Here is a 15972-nt window from a genome sequence, read left to right as displayed (position 1 = left end):
TGCGTAGATGCATCGCTTACTTGGCGGACTCTTTGGTCGCGGCCAGCCACAGATCGTCCAGGTCGTCGAACTGCCAGTTTGCCGAGTCTTCACTGCCGGCAATCTTCTCCTTGCAGTGACGACTGGATAGATCAACCGTCTCCGGGAGAATGCGGCTGTTCGAGCGGGTGGAGTAGAACACCCGGACACGGGGTGTCAGCAAGGAAGCGGCATTCGTCTCGAGGACGATACCGAGACGGCCGGAGCTGAGACGCACCAGCGAGCCAGGAGGATAAATTCCGACACAGCGCACAAACGCGTGCAACAGCCGGTCGTCGAAATGCCCTTTCCACTCGAACATGCGCTGGATCGACTGCGCGGGATCCCAACCCGCCTTATAGGGGCGGTTGGAGGTGACCGCGTCATACACGTCGCAGATTGCGCCCATGCGTGCGTATTCGCTGATGTCGCCCTCGCGGAGACGGTGCGGGTAACCGGTGCCATCGACACGTTCGTGGTGGTGCAGGCACACATCGAGTACCAACTCGTCGACTTCACCTGCCTCACGCAGCAGCTCGAAGCCGCGCTGGGGATGTTCGCGCATGACGGCATACTCCGCGTCGCTCAGCTTGCCGGGCTTGTTGAGCACCTCAAGCGGCATGACGGCCTTGCCGAGATCGTGCAGCAAACCAGCACGTCCGGCGCGCGTCACCTCTTCTTCCGGCAACCCCAACTCACGGCTCAGCCCGATCATCAGCGCGCATACCGCCACGGAATGCATGTAGGAATACTCGTCCTGCTTCTTGAGACGAACCAGGGTGATCAATGCTCCGCGGTGTCGCAGCACGGAGTCGGAAATGTCATTCACGAGACTATCGACTGCCTCGGTATCCACCGCCTTGCCCATACGCGCCTCGGCGAACATCGCCAGCACGACCTTCTTGGCGCGGGAACATACGAGCGCCGCGTTGGCCATTTCGTCCCCAAGCTCAACGCTCGCCGACACGACCGGCGGCTGAACGCCAGGCACGTGCCCTCGCTCGATATCGTCGAACTCATCCGGAACAATCACCTCTGCAGCTTGCGGGGCCACGTCCTTGCCACGCGAGGTATCGATCCATACCTCGGCGATGCCGTGCTCGCGCAGCTTGCCGAGATCGTCACTCCGTTCGAGCAGAAAGGACTTTCGCCAGAAGGGATGTGCCGACCAGTGAGCGCAGATCTCGTGGATATACATGCCGACCTCAAGATGCGCGATCGGGATGCGTTTCAGATGAGGAGGGCGGCGCGCGCTCATGGAAGAATCAGAAAGTGCTAATGCTTTAGTCTAACGCGCCTACTGGGTAAAAGGTTTGAGAATCAAGGTCTCGCCGCGCTGCGTGAACTCCAGATGTTTGAGCGCGCTCATGCCGAGCAGGATTTCATCGCCGTCAAAGCCGGGGTTGAGGTGTCCGGCCACCTGGCGCATGCGGAAGGGCCCCAGGCCCAGTTCGTCGATGACGGTGGTGCGCACCGTGACCGATCCGTTGGCCGTCACCACCCGCGCCGCGCCGCCCGGCGTGAGCCCCAGGGCATCCGCCAGATGTGCGGGCACCGACACCTGCGTGGCGCCGGTATCGAGCAGGAACGTCACACGCTGGCCGTTGATGGTGCCGGGTGCAACGTAGTGGCCGGCGCGGTTGCGCTGCAGCACCAGTTCGTTCTGACTGGACTGCACGGAGAGGTTGCGGTTGGGGTTCCAGCTGCGCTGCAGATAGGCGTCGAACGCCATCCACAGCACGCCCAGCAGCGCCAGGCTGGCCAGCCACATCATGCCGCGACCGAGGCGGCGGGTGGAGCGGGGATCGTCCATGCGGGTCAGACCGACGAGGGATGGCGGGCGTTCATGCTCAGCGAGGCAGTGGCCTCAACGCAAGCGTCATGACAACGCCGCCCGCGGGCGGCGTTGTCGCTTCAAAGCACCTCGCCGTGTTCGCGTGTGGCGTGGAAAGATACCTTCGGCCACTTCTCCCGCGTCACGTCGAGGTTGTAACGGGTGCTGGCCAGATACACCGGGTTGCCGTCGATGTCCTTGCCCAGACGCGCGATCTGCTCGCGCTCGAAGTTGCGGCGCGTGACCTCGTCCGGAAAAGTCAGCCAGCGCGCGGTGTAAATCTCGGCCGATTCGAAGATGGCGTCGACCTTGTACTCGTCCTTCAGGCGCTGCTCGACCACCTCGAACTGCAGCTGGCCGACCGCGCCGAGCAGCAGGTTGCCGCCTTCCTGCTCGAAGACCTGGATGGCGCCTTCCTCGCCCAGCTCCTTGAGGCCCTTTTCGAGCTGCTTGGACTTGAGCGGATCGCGCAGCCGCGCCACGCGGAACATCTCCGGCGAGAAGTACGGAATGCCGCGGAAGCCGATGTTCTCGCCTTCAGTCAGCGTGTCGCCGATCTGCAGCTGGCCGTGGTTGTGGATGCCGATGATGTCGCCAGCCACGCCGTCTTCCTTGTGCACGCGCTCGTTGGCCATGAAGGTCAGCGCGTTGGCGAGCTTCATCTCGCGCCCTGCGCGCACATGCTTGACCTTCATGCCCGAGCTGTAGCGCCCCGAGCAGATACGGAAGAAGGCAATGCGGTCGCGGTGGCGCGGGTCCATGTTGGCCTGGATCTTGAACACGAAGCCCGAGAACGGCGCCTCGGCCGGCTCGACCATGCGCGCGCCGGCATCACGCGGCTGCGGCGGCGGCGCCCAGTCGAGCAGCGCCTGCAGGATCTCCTGCACACCGAAGTTGTTGATACCGGAGCCGAAGAACACCGGCGTCTGCTTGCCGGCCAGAAAGTCCTCCAGCGAGAACGGGTTGGACGCGCCCTGCAGCAGGTCGACGTCGTCGCGCAACTGGCCGACTTCATTCGGAAATTCGGCATCCAGACGCGGGTTGTCGAGACCTTCAATCACTTCTGCCTCGGTGCGTTTTTCTTCGCCCGGCACGAAGCGCAGCAGCTTGTTGGTCAGCAGGTGATACACGCCGCCGAAGCGCTTGCCCATGCCCAGCGGCCAGGTGATCGGCGCGCACTCGATATTGAGCACTTCCTCGATCTCGGACAGCAGATCGAAGGGCTCCTTCACTTCGCGGTCGAGCTTATTGATGAAGGTGATGATCGGCGTATTGCGCAGCCGGCACACCTCCAGCAGCTTGATGGTCTGCGCCTCCACGCCGTTACCGGCGTCGATCACCATCACCGCCGCATCCACGGCCGTCAGCACGCGGTAGGTGTCTTCCGAGAAGTCCTGGTGGCCCGGTGTGTCGAGCAGGTTGATGGTGTGGCCGGCGTACTCGAACTGCATCACCGAGCTGGTCACCGAAATGCCGCGCTGCTTCTCCACCTCCATCCAGTCGGAGGTGGCGTGGCGTGCGCTCTTGCGCGCCTTGACCGTGCCGGCGAGCTGGATCGCACCACCGAACAGCAGCAGCTTCTCGGTCAGCGTGGTCTTGCCCGCGTCAGGGTGGGAAATGATGCCGAAGGTGCGACGCTTCTTGACGTCTTCGACGAGCTCGGGCGGAAAAGGAGTGGCGGACATGCGGACCTGCACAAAAAGTGAGCCGCCCGGGAAAAGCCAGCTACGAGGCCTCGGGCGGCGAAGGCGCAATTCTATCAAGCAATTGCAGACGACTCACGCAGGTCTGTGCAGGACTACAGCGCGTTGCGCGAAAGCGACCAATGATGTCGTGTATGTTTTAGGCTCTTTGCGGATCGCGATTTGGAAATCGCGTTCAGCAATACCAATCCCACCGCCTAGATAACGCCAGATCTTGCACCGCCGCAGAACCAGAGTCTGGATGCTGCGACTACATCTGCAAGGAACAGCCAGCCCAGTAGCTTTTCTTGGTACGTACATCAAGTAGCGAGGCCTAAGAGATGACTCAAGTAGAAGACGTAAATAACCTCCGGCTGGACCGCCCACTTAGACCGGGGATGGCACTTAAAGCTGATTCGCTTGATCGAAGCGAGTTCGCTTGTCGAGTAGCTGATGTTTTGCAACGCATTTCTCCAGAAGCCGGTCTCGTGGTGTCGGTGGAAGGAGCATGGGGTAGCGGCAAAACATCAATGTTGGCGATGATCGAGGATTTGCTAAACACCAAGCCCGCGAACGAGCGCCCGGTGGTTGTCCACTTCAATCCATGGTTAATCGGTAACCGAGACGCTTTGCTGAGGCAGTTTCTGGCGAGTATCGCGAAGGCAGTCAAGCTTACGGACTACGGAAAAGAGGGAAGGCGAGTCGCCAAGGAGCTCAAAACCTATTCGAAGGCATTCGATGTTTTGAAGCTCATTCCAGGCGCCGAGCCCTGGGCCAGCATTGTCAAAGCCGTGGTCGAGTCGGTTGGCAATGCTGGCGAGGCTGTCTTTAACTACAAGACACCCGACATCGAAGCAAGAAAAGACGCGCTGGAGGGGGCTCTGCGAAAATTCCCCCAACGCATCGTTGTGTTGCTTGATGACCTTGATCGCCTGTACCCAACCGAAGCCTATGAGATGGTCCGCATAGTCAAGACCGTGGGTGACCTTCCGAACGTCGGCTACGTATTGGCCTGGGACGAGAAATATGTCAGCGCCGCATTAGAAAATTTGAGTGTGCCTTTTGCAACGAATTATCTTGATAAGTTAGTCCAGGTGAGACTACCAGTTCCTCCGCTCTCATTCCCACAGCGTGTCGCGCTCATGAACAGCGCACTGGGAAGGCTGGCAAAGGAGGCACGGGACGCCCATTTCAGTGAGGGAGATGAGCGCCTTGGGTCGCTATTCCATCATGGGTTAAGTGAATTAATTGAGCAGCCACGCGATGTTATTCGACTGTTCGATGTCGTCAGCTCAATCGAACCGGGACTACGGGGTGAAATCCACTTGGCTGACATTCTTGGTTTAGCGAGCCTGATGATCAAGGCGCCCCCTGTTTTCGAGTTCCTCAGTCAAACGCCACAGGCGTTTGTCGGCCGGCGACCTGGATCACGTATAGAGATTCATGACTCCAAGGAGGTAGTCCAGAAGTACGCAAAGAAACGAGATGCCGCCATAGACCGATGTGCGAATGCAAAGTCTGTCCGAGATGTGGTGCATTGGCTTTTCCCGCAGACTGCCCAAGCAGACAGAGCTTTCACCCTAAATCGCATCAAATTTGGCGAAGGGCATCTAGCGCATCCTGACCGGTTGCTTGTGGCGCTGCAACTCAGTGTCCGGCCCGACGATGTAAGTTTAGTTCTTGTGAGCCGGTACCTCTTTGACCCGAGCAAGCGGGAAGACGTTGCAGCGACTCTTAGGCCAGATAACTGCACCGACTTCGTCAGTCAGTTGGGCAGCATGGCAGAGAGGATAACGAGCGATGTCACTATCGACGTTGAAGATTTGGCAATAGCTGTCGCTCGCATAGTGGAGGAAGAACCTTTTGCATTTCGGTCAAAAGAGCGTGAGGATATTTTCGCTCTGCGATCTGAGTATATTGCCGCGCATACAATCGGAAAAATCGCCAAACGCGTAGATGAAGAAGCTTCACAGCGCTTGACGGAATGTATCGTAAGCGACGAAGTGGCTTTGTCGGTAGCGGCACAGATATTGGCCCTGAACTCCCCTACGGAGGATCATGAAGACGATCTCCCGCTCAAAGTTTCAGAAGACAGTCGTAAGCGAGTCCTTGCTGCATTCGCCAAGAACGTCGAACGCGCGGCTACGAATAGCGAACTCTTCGAAAAGCTCTCCCCTCACCTTGTTCTGTGGGTTTTGTCGCGGCTAGCGCCTTCGCATTGCGAGGCTGTGTTTCAGGCAATTCAGCGCGTCGATCCAACCTTGGACCAGTTTGTTGAGACCATGCTCAAAGCAGTCTTCGACAGCCACAAGGGACAAAGCTATCGGTTACCGGAGGAGCGTCAGATGCTGGAGAACTTTGTTCCTATTGCCGTATTGAAGGAGCACGCTGTGAAGCGCTTGGCAGATAACGCTATGTGTTATCCCGTCAAGGCAGCCTGGCGCGCAGTAGTCGAGGAACGGTGCATTTACGGCAAGGATGGCTCTATCTATCGTCAGTGACTTCCCAAGTCAGCTACCGCGTCCGAACAACTAGCGTTCCCTAATGCGCGAACTCAAGCCCTTTCATACAATCAGCCGATGAGTGAACCCCGCATTCTCGATCTCGGCGACCGCGCGATCACGATCGAATTCGGCAACGCCATTGATCCGGTGCTGCTGGCGAGGGTGGCGGCGCTTGACCACGCGTGTGCAGCGGCGGGACTGCCGGGAATAGTGGAGACGGTGCCGAGCTTTCGTTCGCTGACCATCATCTTCGACCCCCTAGCGACTTCGCGAGCCGAGCTGCTGCCAGCACTTGAGACGCTGCTGGCACAGGACATTGCAAGCAACGCAGCGCCGGCCCGCCGCTGGCGACTGCCGGCCTGCTACGAGGGTGACTTTGCACCCGACCTGTCCGATGTAACGCGGCGCTGCGGCCTCGGTGCTGATGCGGTGATCGAGGCGCACGCGGGGCGTGAATACGTGGTGTACATGCTCGGCTTTCTGCCGGGCTTTCCGTTCATGGGGGATGTGACCGAAGCCCTACGCCTGCCGCGCCGGGCCGAGCCGCGCGTGGCGGTGCCGGCCGGGAGTGTGGCGATTGCCAACGGACTGACCGCCATCTACCCGTGGCAGAGCCCGGGCGGCTGGCATCTGTTGGGGCATTGCCCGGTGCCGTTGTTCGATGCGGGGCGTGCGTCACCGGCCCTGCTCGTGGCGGGCGACCGAGTGCGTTTCGAGGTGGTCGATGCGGCCGAGCACGCACGCATTACACAAGCGCTGGCGGCGGGTGAGCTCTCGCCGGATGCGTTTCTGGACTCCGCCACATGAGCGCGGGGCTGATCATCACGGCCACCGGCACAGCGGCGTCCATCCAGGACCTGGGCCGCTTCGGCCATCGGCGCATCGGCGTGCCATGGTCCGGCACGCTGGCGCCAGACCTGCTGGCAATTGCCAACCGGCTGGTCGGCAATGCCGACGGAGCGCCGGGCATCGAGTGCTTTTCCGGCGGGCAGGCGTTCACGGCGGGCGATGACGCGGTGCGCGTGGCGGTGGCCGGAGATGCGGAGCTGGTCATCGAAGCGGGCGGCATGACGCGGCACGCCCCTGCGTGGCAGAGCCTCCGTCTGCTGCAAGGCGAGACCTTGCGCGTGCGCGCGATCCACGACGGTCGCGTGGCGCTGCTCGCAGTGGCCGGCATCACCGTGCCGAGCGTGCTCGGCAGTGCGTCGGCACACACGCGCTCGGGGCTGGGCGGAAACTGGCTTGCGGCCGGCGCGCGCATCGAGTGTGCAGCGGCGGCGATGCAGCCGGAGTGGCGGCTGGATGACGCACCGGCCCCGGACGACACCCCCATCCGCGTCGTCGCCGGGCCGCAGTCGGATCACTTCACGGCTGAGGCGTGGCAGACCTTTCTCGCCGCCGAGTACCGCATCGGCCTGGCCGCTGACCGCATGGGCATGCGGCTGGAAGGGCCGGCGCTGCAACACCGTGACGCGGCCAGCCACGACATCGTGTCGGACGCGGTGGTGCCCGGCACGATCCAGGTACCGGGCCACGGCCAGCCGATCGTGCTGCTGGCCGATGCGCAGACCGCCGGCGGTTATCCGAAGATCGCCACCGTGATTTCGGCCGACCTGCAACGGCTGGCCACGCGCAAGCCGGGTGAGACGGTGCGTTTTGCGTGCGTCGACGCCGCCACGGGCGAGACCGCCGCGCGGGCGGCGCACGCGGCGCTACAGGTACGGCTGGCGAAGCTACGTCGGCTCACCGCCGAGGGGATCGACCTCGCCGCGCTATATCCGGAAAATGACTGACACCACGACGCAGCAGGACGCCCCATGCAACTGAACCTCAACGCAGACCTTGGTGAATCCTTCGGTGCCTGGAAGATGGGTGACGACGCGACGATGCTCACCATCGTAAAGAGCGCCAGCATTGCCTGCGGCTTTCATGCGGGCGACCCGCAAATCATGCGGCGCACGCTGCACGCGGCGCGGCGCAACAACGTCAGCATCGGCGCCCATCCATCCTTCCCCGACCTGCAGGGCTTCGGGCGGCGGCGTATGAACATTCCGTCCGACGAGCTGCAGGCCATCATCCTGTACCAGCTCGGCGCGCTGGCCGGCATGGCGCGCGTCGAGGGGCTGGCGATGACGCACGTCAAACCGCATGGCGCGATGAGCAACATGGCCAGCGAAGACGCAGGGATGGCGCTGAACGTGGTCAAGGCGGTGAAGGCTTTCGACCCGGCGCTGATCCTCCTCGCGCCGGCCGGCTCGCAGCTCGACATCGCCGGTCGCAACGTCGGCCTGCGCGTGGCGGGCGAGATCTTCGCGGACCGCGCCTACACCGACCAGGGCCATCTGGTGCCGCGCAGCCAGCCCGGCGCGGTGCTGACCGACAAGGCTGCCTGCGTGGCCCACGTGTTGCGCATGCTCGATGCCGGCGGCGTAGTGTCCATCACCGGACGCAAGCTGGAGGTGCCGTTTCACAGCATCTGCGTGCATGGTGACAACGTGCACGGCGTAGAGGTGGCGCATGCCGTGCGCGACGCGCTGGAGCGGGCCGGCTGCGAACTGGTGGCCCTGCCTGAGCTGAAAGCCCTCGGCTGAAAAAAACGCGGCCCGAAGGCCGCGTTGCAACTGACACCCGAAGGTGCAAGGGAGGAGACTGCCTGAGGGGAGACTATTTCTTTCCGGCCTGGTCACCGACGACACCGCCAATCGCAGCGCCACCGATGGTGCCGAGCACGCCGCCGTTAGTCAGCACCGCGCCAGCCACGCCGCCGACGCCGGCACCCACCGCCGCGCTTTTTTCGCGCTTGGACATGCCATCCCATGTTGAACAGCCGGTCGCCATAAGGACTGCGGCGAACAGGGGAATCAGGGCTTTTGCTTTCATGGTGATTTCCTTGGTGCGAACACAGCTTGATCCTAGGCGCGGGGGCGCGGCGATTTGCAACCCTTCGGTATGAATGTGTTTCAAGCCATGGCCGCCTGCGCCTCGGGCTAAGATGCCGGCTTTCGTCCGCCACTACGCGAACCCGATGAATCACAGCTTCCAGACCGGTCTCGACCGCCTTCTCGCCAGCCCCGACTTGCGCCGCCCGCTGGCCGGCCGGCGCGTCGCGCTGCTCGCCCACCCGGCCTCGGTCACACCCGATCTGACGCACGCGCTGGACGCGCTGGCGGCGCTGCCGGAGATTCGCCTGAGCGCCGCCTTCGGCCCGCAGCACGGCCTGCGCGGTGACAAGCAGGACAACATGGTGGAGTCAGGCGACTTCATCGACCCGCGTCTGGGCATCCCCGTGTTCAGCCTGTATGGCGAAGTGCGCCGCCCGACCGCGCGCATGATGGACAGCTTCGATGTGCTGCTGGTCGATTTGCAGGACCTGGGCTGCCGCATCTACACCTTCATCACCACGCTGCGCTATGTGCTGGAGGAGGCCGCCAGACTCGGCAAGAGCGTATGGGTGCTGGACCGCCCCAACCCGGCCGGCCGGCCGGTGGAAGGTCTGACGCTGCGCGAAGGCTGGGAGAGCTTCGTCGGCGCCGGGCCCATGCCGATGCGCCACGGCCTGACCATGGGCGAGCTGGCGCGCTGGTTCGTCGCGCAGCTCAAGCTCGATGTTGATTTGCAGGTGATCACCATGCAGGGTTGGCAGCCCGAAGCCGCGCCAGGCTTCGGCTGGCCGCAGGAGCGGAGCTGGATCAACCCCAGCCCCAACGCGCCTAACCTGTCGATGGCACGCTGTTATGCCGGCACCGTCATGCTGGAAGGCACGACGCTGTCCGAAGGCCGCGGCACCACGCGCCCGCTGGAACTGTTCGGCGCACCGGACATCGACGCGGAAGCCATCATCGCCACCATGCACAGCCTCGCTCCGCACTGGCTGGCCGGCTGTGTGCTGCGCCCCTGCTGGTTCGAACCCACCTTCCACAAGCACGCCGGAAAATTGTGCAGTGGCGTGCAGATTCACGTCGACCTGCCCGCCTACGACCACAGCGCTTTCCGCCCGTGGCGGCTGCAGGCATTGGCCTTCAAGGCCGTGCGCCGGCTCGCGCCGGACTACCCGCTGTGGCGCGACTTTCCCTACGAATACGAGCACGACAGGCTCGCCATCGACCTCATCAACGGCAGCCCGCTGCTGCGCGAGTGGGTGGATGACCCGGCGTCACGCGCGGAGGATCTGGACGCGATCACCGTGCGCGACGAACAGGCCTGGCGCGAAACGCGACGCCCCTTCCTGCTGTACTGAGCGTCAGCGCTGCCACAGCCGCGCGAGATCCGCATCGCGGACATCGCGCTCGGCGCCCGAAAACTGCTCGGCATCGGCGTCGAGCAGCATCCACGCCAGAAAGCGCGCCACGGTCTCCGGCGGCAACAGCGCGCCGTCGGACTTGAGCCGGCGGAAGGATTCGACGTCGGGGAACGCATCGGGCGCCAGCGCGCGGATGCCCGCCTGCATCGGCGTATCCACCACGCCTGGCCGTGCGCTGCCGACCAGTACGCCGCACGCCTTCAGCTCGGCATTCCAGCACTGCGTGAGCATGTGCAGCGCAGCCTTGGACATGCAGTACGGCCCCCATCCGTTGAGCGCGTGATGGGCGGCACCGGACGAGATGTGCAGCACGCGCGCGCCATGCGCCAGACGCGGCAACAGTGCCTGCGTGAGGAACAGTGGCGCGGCAAGATTGGTTTCGAGATGCGCGCTGAACGCCGCGCGATCGAGTTGGGCCAGCGGCCCGGCCGGCTCCAGCGTGGCGGCGTTGTGCACCACGAAAGCCGGGGCACGCTCACCGAGCGTATCGAGCACACGCTGCGGCGCATCGGCCGCAGCCACATCCAGCGGCAGCACCGTGACGCGGCCGGGGTGTTCGGCGGCGAGCGATTCGAGCGGTGCGGCGCGGCGGCCGACAGCCAGCACGTCGCAGCCACGCTCGATCAGGGTCAATGCAAGCGCACGGCCGATGCCGGTGCCGGCGCCAGTAACGAGGGCAAGCGGGTTCATGGAGGTCCTCACGGGTTCGAGCTGCACATCTTAGGGCCTGATCAGCGTTGGCCAAGCGCAACCACCATGGCAGATGTGGGCAGGCCCTGAGCGTGCGGGTTCCCCCGGACTACCGGCCGGGGTGCGTGTTGTACAATCCGCCCACCCCCCGTGGCGGACCATACGGCCCGCCCGCGACACCTACGCAGAGAGCTCCCCCATGGTTCCTCACCTCACCACCGCGCTGACCGGCCCCCTGCTGGAGCTGGAGTCACGCTTCCTCGATCACGCCACCGAGATCGAACAATGGATGCGCGTGCAGTGGCGGGACCATGCGCCGCCGTTCTACGCCTCGACCGACCTGCGCAACTCCGGCTTCAAGCTGGCGCCGGTGGATCTGAACCTCTTCCCGGGTGGCTTCAACAACCTGAACGAAGCCTTTCTGCCACTGTGCGTGCAGGCCACGCAGTCGGCCGTCGAGCGCATCTGCTGCGACGCCAAGAATCTGCTGCTGATCCCCGAGAACCACACGCGCAACCAGTTCTACCTGCAGAACGTCGCACGGCTGGTGTCGATTCTCGCGCTGGCGGGACTGAACGTGCGCTTGGGCACGCTGCTGCCCGAGATCACCGAGCCGACCGTGATCGAGCTCACCAACGGCGCACGGCTCACACTCGAACCGCTGGAGCGCCGCGGCAGCCGTCTCGGCCTGGCCGGCTTCGACCCCTGCGCGATCCTGCTCAACAATGACCTCTCGGCCGGCGTACCGGATGTGCTCAAGGGCATCGACGAGCAGTGGCTGATTCCGCCGCTGCACGCCGGCTGGCATTCGCGCCGCAAGTCGATTCACGCGGCGGCCTACGACCGCGTGGCGCGCGAGTTCGCGGACGTCATCGGCCTCGACCCGTGGCGCATCAACCCCGAGTTCCGCACCTGCGGCCAGATCAACTTCCAGGAACGCACCGGCGAGGAGTGCCTGGCCACGCAGGTGGATGAACTGCTCACCCGCATTCGCGCCAAGTACAAGGAATACGGCGTGGACGAGACCCCCTTCGTGGTCGTCAAGGCCGACGCCGGCACCTACGGCATGGGCGTGATGACGGTCAAGGACGCCTCCGAGGTGGTCGGCCTGAACCGCCGCCAGCGCAACAAGATGTCGGTCATCAAGGAAGGCATGCAAGTGCACGAGGTCATCATCCAGGAAGGCGTGCACACCTTCGAAACGCTGGGCAACGCGGTTGCCGAGCCGGTGGTGTACATGATGGATCACTACGTCGTGGGCGGTTTCTACCGCGTGCACACCGAGCGTGGCCGCGACGAGAACCTCAACGCGCCAGGCATGCACTTCGAGCCGCTGGCCTTCGAGACCAGCTGCACCGTGCCGGACGCAGATCAGGCGCCGGACGCCGCTCCGAACCGCTTCTACGCCTACGGCGTGGTGGCGCGCCTGGCACTGCTGGCGGCCTCGGTCGAAATCGAGGAAACCGAGCCGGCCGACGAAGCCGAGGCAGCCTGACATGGCGCTGAAGATTGCCTTCATTCTCGACCCGCTGGAGCTGCTCAAGCCGTACAAGGATTCGAGCATTGCGATGATGCGCGAGGCCGCAAGGCGCGGCCACGCGGTGTACGCCATCCGGCGTGAAGCGCTGATGTGGTGTGACGGCGCGGTGGTGGCACGCGCCACGGCCTTGAAGGTGAGTGATGACAACGCGCAGTGGTACGTGCCCAGCGCCGAAGGCGTGCAGCCGCTGACCGACTTCGACGCCGTGATCATGCGGCAGGACCCGCCCTTCGACTTCGAATACGTCACCGCCACCTGGCTGCTCGAACGCGCCCAGGCCGCCGGGGCGCGCATCTTCAACGACCCGCGCGCGATCCGCGACCACTCCGAGAAAGTCGCCATCACCGAATTCCCGCAGTTCGTCGCGACCACGCTGGTGGCGCGCGACCCGCGCGACGTGCAGGCCTTCATCGACGAGCTGGGCGATGTCATCCTCAAACCGCTCGACGGCATGGGCGGCAGCCAGATCTTCCGCGTGCGCGCGGACGATCCCAACCGCAACGTGATCCTCGAAACGCTCACGCACGAGGGCACGCGCACCATCATGGCGCAGCGCTATCTGCCGCAGATCGCGGACGGCGACAAGCGTGTGCTGATCATCGGCGGCGAAGTCGTGCCGTTCTCGCTGGCGCGCATTCCCAAGGCCGGCGAAACGCGCGGCAACCTCGCCGCCGGCGGACGCGGCGTGGCCATGCCGCTGACCGCGCGCGAGCGCGAGATCGCCGAATATCTTGCCCCCATCCTGTGGCAGCGCGGTCTGCTGGTGGTCGGGCTGGATGTCATCGGTGGGCACCTCACCGAGATCAACGTCACCAGCCCCACCTGCTTCGTCGAGATCGCCGAGCAGGCCGGCTTTTCGGTGGCCGGACTGTTCATGGACCGTCTCGAACAGGTCTGCGCATGAAGCTGCGTCCGCGTTTCGATGCGCGGGCGTCCGCCCGCAAGGCGGCACTGTGTCTGCTGCTGGCTGCCACGCTGGTGGCCTGCAGCCGGCCCGAGCTGCACCATCAGGAAGCCTATGTCTTCGGCACACGCGTCGATCTGACCGTATACGGCGACTCGCGCGAAGAGGCCAGCGAAGCCATGGCTGCCGTGCTGCGCGAGTTCGACCGCCTGCACCATGCGCTGCACGCCTGGAAGCCGTCCGAGGTCACGCGCCTGAACGAAGGCCTGGCGCGCGGCGAAACGGTCGAGGTGTCGGACGAGCTGGCCGGGCTGCTGCGCGACGCACAGAAGATTGCCGAGGCCGGCGACGAGCTGTTCGATCCCGCACTGGGCAAGCTCATCGCGCTGTGGGGCTTTCACGACGACGAGTTCGAGCCGGTGCTGCCGGACGCCGACGCGCTGGCGGAGATTCTCGCAACGCGCCCGCGCATGGCCGATCTGAGCATCGACGGCAATCGCGTGTCCTCGTCCAACCCCATGGTGCAGATCGATCTGGGCGGCTACGCCAAGGGCTACGCGCTCGACCGTGCAGCGGCGATCCTGCGCGACATGGGCGTGGACAACGCACTGATCAATATCGGCGGCAACGTCATGGCGCTCGGTTCCAAGGGCAAGACGCCCTGGCGGCTGGGCATCCAGCACCCGCGCGAGCCACGCCCGCTGGCGACCCTGCCGCTGTACGACGGCGAAGCCATCGGCACCTCAGGCGATTACCAGCGCTTCTTCGAGATCGACGGAAAACGCTACTCCCACCTGCTGGACCCGCGCAGCGGTTATCCGGCCGAAGGCACGCAGTCGTTATCGGTGCTGGCCATGCCGGGCGAACATGCCGGCACCTGGTCGGATGCGGCCAGCAAGTCCCCCTTCATCGCCGGCGACGACTGGCTCAAGTACACCCGTGCCTACGGCATCGACCACGCGATACGCGTGGCTGACGACGGCCGCATCGAGGTCACGCGCGGACTGCGCGCACGCCTGCAGATCCCGTCCGGCATCGGCCCGGTGAAGGTGGTCGACTAAACGTGAAACGGGGCGCCTGAGCGCCCCGTTTGCTTACTGCGGCGGCTTGTACGGCTCAAGTGGTGCGAGCGGCTGCAGCTCTTCTGCCGGAATATCCGACAGATCCGTCAGCGGAATCACTTCAGCACGAAGACGTCCATTGGCCGGCGCGCCCGGCAACACCGGCGGGTTCTTGGTTTCAGGCAGCAACTCATAGGTGCCGCTGGTATTGCGCGGCGGATCAAGGACGACCGGAACCTCCACGGCGGGAGCGCTCTCCGGTGCCGGCGCAGCTTCGGGCTGCGGGGCGGGCTCGGGTGCCGGAGCGGACTCGGGTGCCGGTGCAGGCTCGGGTACCTGTACAGGCTCGGGTACCTGTACAGGCTCTGATGCAGGTGCCGCTTCAGGTGCAGGTGCCGCTTCGGACGCTGGCGCAGAGGCCGGTTCGGGCACCACCGGCACCGGCGCAGGCGCAGGCACTTCCTCACCACGCAATCGGGCGCGTTCGGCATCCCGGCGGGCACGCTCCTCGGCGGCGCGCTCTTCAGCTTCACGCGCAGCCGCTTCGCGTTCGATACGAATGCGCGCAGCCTCTTCGTCGCTCACGGCACCCGGAGCCACCGGCTCTTCCACCACCGGCGGCGGAGGCGCTTGCTCGCGGCGTTGCCGTTCCAGCTCGGCTTCTTCCAGGGCGCGCTCCTTGGCAGCGCGTTCCTCGGCGGCACGTTCTTCGGCTTCACGCGCGGCGGCTTCACGCTCGGCACGGACCCGCTCGGCTTCCTCGGCCGGAATGCCCGGCGGGGGCGGCGCTTCCTTCGCGGCGGCTTCGGCTTCACGCGCTGCCTGCTCACGCTCCTCCCGAATACGCGCGGCTTCTTCCTCGCTCAGCGGCTTGGGCGCGGCTTCGACCGGCGGAGCGGGCGGCTTCGGCTGGATGACCGCACGTGTTGCCGCAGCGCCCTGCTCCTGAATCTCGCGCACGCGACGCTCAAGGCGCTCGGCCAGCTCGCGGGCATAGATGGCCTCGCGCTCGGCAGCAGGGAGCTTGGCCAGTTCGGCTTCACGGGCCTTTTGCTCGTCGGGCGTGAGCGCGCCAGGAGCCGGCGCCAGCCGTCCGGCGCGCATGTCGATGGGCGACTGGCGCTCGGTGGCCAGACGCATGCGCTCGGCGAGCTCCATGCGCTTGCCACCCTGTTCGAGCTCACGTGCGGCCTGGATGTCGGCGGTGCGGGCACGACGCGCACGATCCAGGCAGCGATTGACGAAAAAAGTGTTGTAACAGTCGGCTTCAGCCGCGCTGAAACGGGTTTCAGCCGCTTCGCGCATGCGCTCTCCCTGCTCGATCATGGTGCGCGCGCGATCGAGAACATCGTCTGACTCGCTTGCGTGAGCGAACAGGGCCTGAGACAGAAGTACGGCAAGAATAAGGCGTTTGGGCATCATGGATCCGTCATGCAGTA

Annotated in this window: 14 protein-coding genes; 8 read left to right on the top strand and 6 right to left on the bottom strand. The window is 64.5% G+C overall.

Annotated features, from left to right (window positions below; genetic code table 11):
• Window positions 1-16: 16 nt before the first annotated feature.
• The 3 genes from AC6H0R_RS07320 to AC6H0R_RS07310 form a co-directional block, all read right to left on the bottom strand.
• Window positions 17-1276: an HD-GYP domain-containing protein gene (locus tag AC6H0R_RS07320; RefSeq protein ID WP_497580699.1), complete on the bottom strand. Its 1260-nt coding sequence runs from the start codon at window positions 1274-1276 to the stop codon at window positions 17-19.
• A gap of 39 nt (window positions 1277-1315) precedes the next feature.
• Window positions 1316-1831 (bottom strand): retropepsin-like aspartic protease family protein, encoded by a 516-nt coding sequence (locus AC6H0R_RS07315; protein WP_497580698.1) that lies wholly within the window; start codon window positions 1829-1831, stop codon window positions 1316-1318.
• A gap of 101 nt (window positions 1832-1932) precedes the next feature.
• Complete coding sequence (locus AC6H0R_RS07310) at window positions 1933-3537, bottom strand: peptide chain release factor 3 (protein ID WP_497580697.1); 1605 nt, start codon at window positions 3535-3537, stop codon at window positions 1933-1935.
• A gap of 338 nt (window positions 3538-3875) precedes the next feature.
• Between AC6H0R_RS07310 and AC6H0R_RS07305 the strand changes: the two genes are divergently transcribed.
• The 4 genes from AC6H0R_RS07305 (at window position 3876) to AC6H0R_RS07290 (ending at window position 8629) form a co-directional block, all read left to right on the top strand.
• The gene (locus AC6H0R_RS07305) at window positions 3876-6035 is read left to right on the top strand and encodes a KAP family P-loop NTPase fold protein (protein WP_497580696.1); all 2160 of its coding nucleotides are present in this window, start codon (window positions 3876-3878) and stop codon (window positions 6033-6035) included.
• A gap of 78 nt (window positions 6036-6113) precedes the next feature.
• Window positions 6114-6845, top strand: coding sequence for a 5-oxoprolinase subunit PxpB (pxpB, locus tag AC6H0R_RS07300; RefSeq protein WP_497580695.1), 732 nt, complete (start codon window positions 6114-6116; stop codon window positions 6843-6845).
• Complete coding sequence (locus AC6H0R_RS07295) at window positions 6842-7831, top strand: 5-oxoprolinase subunit C family protein (protein WP_497580694.1); 990 nt, start codon at window positions 6842-6844, stop codon at window positions 7829-7831. Before pxpB ends, AC6H0R_RS07295 begins: the two co-directional genes overlap by 4 nt.
• Before the next feature lie 24 nt (window positions 7832-7855).
• Window positions 7856-8629: a LamB/YcsF family protein gene (locus AC6H0R_RS07290; RefSeq protein ID WP_497580693.1), complete on the top strand. Its 774-nt coding sequence runs from the start codon at window positions 7856-7858 to the stop codon at window positions 8627-8629.
• A gap of 73 nt (window positions 8630-8702) precedes the next feature.
• Here the strand turns inward: AC6H0R_RS07290 and AC6H0R_RS07285 are convergent, their stop codons facing one another.
• On the bottom strand, window positions 8703-9002 hold the full coding sequence (locus tag AC6H0R_RS07285) for a YMGG-like glycine zipper-containing protein (RefSeq protein ID WP_497580692.1): 300 nt from the start codon (window positions 9000-9002) through the stop codon (window positions 8703-8705).
• Window positions 9003-9063: 61 nt separating this feature from the next.
• Here AC6H0R_RS07285 and AC6H0R_RS07280 point away from each other — a divergent pair, with 61 nt between their 5' ends.
• Complete coding sequence (locus AC6H0R_RS07280) at window positions 9064-10275, top strand: exo-beta-N-acetylmuramidase NamZ family protein (RefSeq protein ID WP_497580691.1); 1212 nt, start codon at window positions 9064-9066, stop codon at window positions 10273-10275.
• A 3-nt stretch (window positions 10276-10278) separates the two neighbouring features.
• Here the strand turns inward: AC6H0R_RS07280 and AC6H0R_RS07275 are convergent, their stop codons facing one another.
• Window positions 10279-11028 (bottom strand): SDR family NAD(P)-dependent oxidoreductase, encoded by a 750-nt coding sequence (locus AC6H0R_RS07275; RefSeq protein WP_497580690.1) that lies wholly within the window; start codon window positions 11026-11028, stop codon window positions 10279-10281.
• Window positions 11029-11227: 199 nt separating this feature from the next.
• On the opposite strand from AC6H0R_RS07275, the gene gshA reads away from it, so the two are divergent.
• The 3 genes from gshA to AC6H0R_RS07260 are packed head-to-tail and all read left to right on the top strand — an operon-like array spanning window position 11228 to window position 14533.
• Window positions 11228-12523 (top strand): glutamate--cysteine ligase, encoded by a 1296-nt coding sequence (gene gshA / locus AC6H0R_RS07270; RefSeq protein ID WP_497580689.1) that lies wholly within the window; start codon window positions 11228-11230, stop codon window positions 12521-12523.
• A 1-nt stretch (window position 12524) separates the two neighbouring features.
• Window positions 12525-13472: a glutathione synthase gene (gene gshB / locus AC6H0R_RS07265; RefSeq protein ID WP_497580688.1), complete on the top strand. Its 948-nt coding sequence runs from the start codon at window positions 12525-12527 to the stop codon at window positions 13470-13472.
• A complete protein-coding gene (locus AC6H0R_RS07260; protein ID WP_497580687.1) occupies window positions 13469-14533 on the top strand; it encodes an FAD:protein FMN transferase in 1065 nt (354 codons plus the stop codon). The genes gshB and AC6H0R_RS07260 overlap by 4 nt, the downstream gene beginning before the upstream one ends.
• Before the next feature lie 33 nt (window positions 14534-14566).
• Here AC6H0R_RS07260 and AC6H0R_RS07255 read toward each other — a convergent pair whose 3' ends face one another.
• The gene (locus AC6H0R_RS07255) at window positions 14567-15952 is read right to left on the bottom strand and encodes a hypothetical protein (RefSeq protein ID WP_497580686.1); all 1386 of its coding nucleotides are present in this window, start codon (window positions 15950-15952) and stop codon (window positions 14567-14569) included.
• Between the last annotated feature and the right edge of the window lie 20 nt (window positions 15953-15972).

Source organism: Pseudazoarcus sp. NS36, assembly GCF_059703705.1.
Note: the sequence above shows the minus strand (reverse complement) of the source record. Positions and strands in the feature narration are given on the sequence as shown.